Origin of the sequence: Aphanothece stagnina RSMan2012 (assembly GCF_046764815.1) — a bacterium.
Taxonomy (GTDB): domain Bacteria; phylum Cyanobacteriota; class Cyanobacteriia; order PCC-6307; family Cyanobiaceae; genus NIES-981.
This window is the reverse complement of record NZ_JBKOUC010000061.1, coordinates 1-2,375: the sequence shown is the minus strand read 5'-3', so window position 1 is coordinate 2,375 and position 2,375 is coordinate 1. Positions and strand designations below refer to the sequence as shown.

At 69.6% G+C, this 2,375-nt stretch carries 2 protein-coding genes; one reads left to right on the top strand and one right to left on the bottom strand.

Going from position 1 to position 2,375, the window contains the following annotated elements; all coding sequences use genetic code 11:
* On the bottom strand, positions 1 to 1,411 hold a 1,411-nt coding region (locus tag ACLNEE_RS16650), incomplete at its 3' end, for a UPF0182 family protein (RefSeq protein ID WP_412007421.1).
* Between the two features lie 155 nt (positions 1,412 to 1,566).
* Between ACLNEE_RS16650 and thrC the strand changes: the two genes are divergently transcribed.
* Positions 1,567 to 2,375 (top strand): threonine synthase (thrC, locus tag ACLNEE_RS16645; RefSeq protein ID WP_412007420.1); only part of this gene is annotated, 809 nt, incomplete at its 3' end.

The window sequence follows — 2,375 nt, the reverse complement described above, 5'->3', positions numbered from 1 at the left end:
CCGCCTGATCCAGCTCCCGGGCGGCCATGATCACCTGCTGGCGTCCCAGGCCGGACCTGGGCTGCAGCGGATAGCGGTCCACCGCGGGCTCGGAGAAGCGGTAGTACACCCGCAGCTGCTGCAGCTGGCGGTTGGTGGCCAGCAGGGGGGCACTGTCCCAGAGACGGACGTTGCGCAGGGTGGCCTGGCCTTCCACCAGATCCTGTCGGGTCAGGCGGCCCTTGGGAACGCGGTCGAAGACATCCATGCCATCGACCTGAAGGGCACGCCGGGTGGCATCGATCGAGCGGGCGAGATAGGGCTGTTCCCGTTCCAGCTCCTGGGGGTTCACCAGCAGGTTCTGCACCAGGGGCTTCAAGCCCAGCTCCACCAGCGGCAGGAGGACCAGCAGCAGCGCCAGCAGGCTCACCAGCGGAGCCCGGCGGCCCTGCCGCGCCAGGGGGCTCACCAGCAGCACCGCCATGGCCAGGGCGATCACGGCCGATCCGGTGCGGACCGGAAGAGCCAGATGCACATCCAGCCAGCCCGCACCGGGCACGCTGCCCGAGGTGCTGAGCAGCAGCTGATGCCGCCCCAGCCAGAAGGCCATGGCCACCAGCAAGGCCGCCAGAGCCATGGGCCAGCGCAGGGCCAGCAGCTGCTCTGGGCTGAAGCCCGCGAACCGCCCGTCACTGAGCTGGGGAGCCCGCGCCATCACCCCCCAGAGGGCCAGCGACAGGGTCGTGGCCATCAGGGCCAGGGCCAGGGTGAGGGCCAGCGCCAGCGCCGGGAAGCGCATCAGCACAAAGCTCACATCGGCCCCCAGCAGAGGCTCGCGGATCCCCGCGGCCTGGGCTGCGGCCGCCAGACTCCACAGACCCCAGCCCCGGGCCAGCAGGACGGCGACCACCATCCCGCCGGCGAGCTGCACCCCCCTGGCCGCCGCCTGGGGACGGGCCAGCAACAGCACGACGGCCAGAGCCAGGGCCAGGACGAGCGGCCCCGGCGGCACCGCCGCCAGACCAACCAGGCCATGCAGCCGATCGGGATCGAACGGCTGGAAGGCCAGACGCTGAAGCAGACCCCACAGCAGGGCCAGGGGGAGCAGGCCGCCGGCCAGCAGTCCGAGCAGAACCCCGCCATAGGGAACGGGCTCCAGACGCAGCCGCCCGCTCGACGCGGCGGGCAGGGCCCAGAACCAGAGCAGCCACCGTTGCAGCCCCGCCGTCAGGGCCAGCCCCAGCACCAGCCCCAGAAGCTGCAGTGCCCAGCGGCGCAGCAACACGGTCTGGAGCGCGAACTGACTGAACCAGCTCCATTCCACCCAGAGGCGGGCTGCGGTCAGCAGGGCTGCGGCCGCGAGAGAGAGCCCCAGCAGCAGCAGCCACCAGGACCGCCGGCGGCTGGGTGAAGGGGAGCGGAGAGCGCGCATCACCGCTCGAGGCTAGACAGCCTTGCTGCGGCGACAAGGGGGCCGTGGCGACAGGGGCACCCCAACGCCGCCGACATAACCCGATCCACCGGGTCGGGTATTCATTCCGGGGCTGGATCGCGCTGTTAGGGTTCCGGGCAGCATCGGGCGACACCGTGACGGCCACCCTCTCCCGCTCCACCTTCACGGGCCTGCGCTGCAAGGAATGCGGCCACGCCTACGAGGCCGGTGCCCGCCACGTCTGCGAAGACGTCTGCTTCGGCCCGCTGGAGGTCGTCTACGACTACGACGCCATCCGCAACCGGGTGAGCCGGGCCACCATCGAAGCGGGTCCCTCCTCCATCTGGCGATACCGCGATTTCCTGCCGATCGAGGGCGATCCGATCGACGTCGGCACGGGCTTCACCCCCCTGCTCAAGGCCGACAACCTGGCACGCCGCCTGGGCCTCAACAGCCTCTACATCAAGAACGACGGCGTCAACATGCCCACCCTCTCCTTCAAGGATCGGGTGGTGTCGGTGGCCCTCACCCGGGCCCGGGAGCTGGGGTTCACAACGGTCAGCTGCGCCTCCACGGGCAACCTGGCGAACTCCACCGCCGCCATCGCCGCCCATGCCGGGCTCGAATGCTGCGTCTTCATCCCCAGTGATCTGGAACTCGGCAAGGTGCTGGGCACCCTGATCTACAACCCCACCCTGATGGCGGTGCACGGCAACTACGACCAGGTGAATCGCCTCTGCTCGGAAGTCGCCAACACCTTCGGCTGGGGCTTCGTGAACATCAACCTGCGGCCCTACTACTCGGAGGGCTCCAAGACCCTCGGCTATGAGGTGATCGAGCAGCTGGGCTGGGAACTGCCTGACCACATCGTCGCTCCCCTGGCCTCCGGATCCCTGTTCACCAAGATCCGCAAGGGCTTCGACGAGTTCATCCAGTGCGGCCTGGTGGAGGAGAAGTCCGTGCG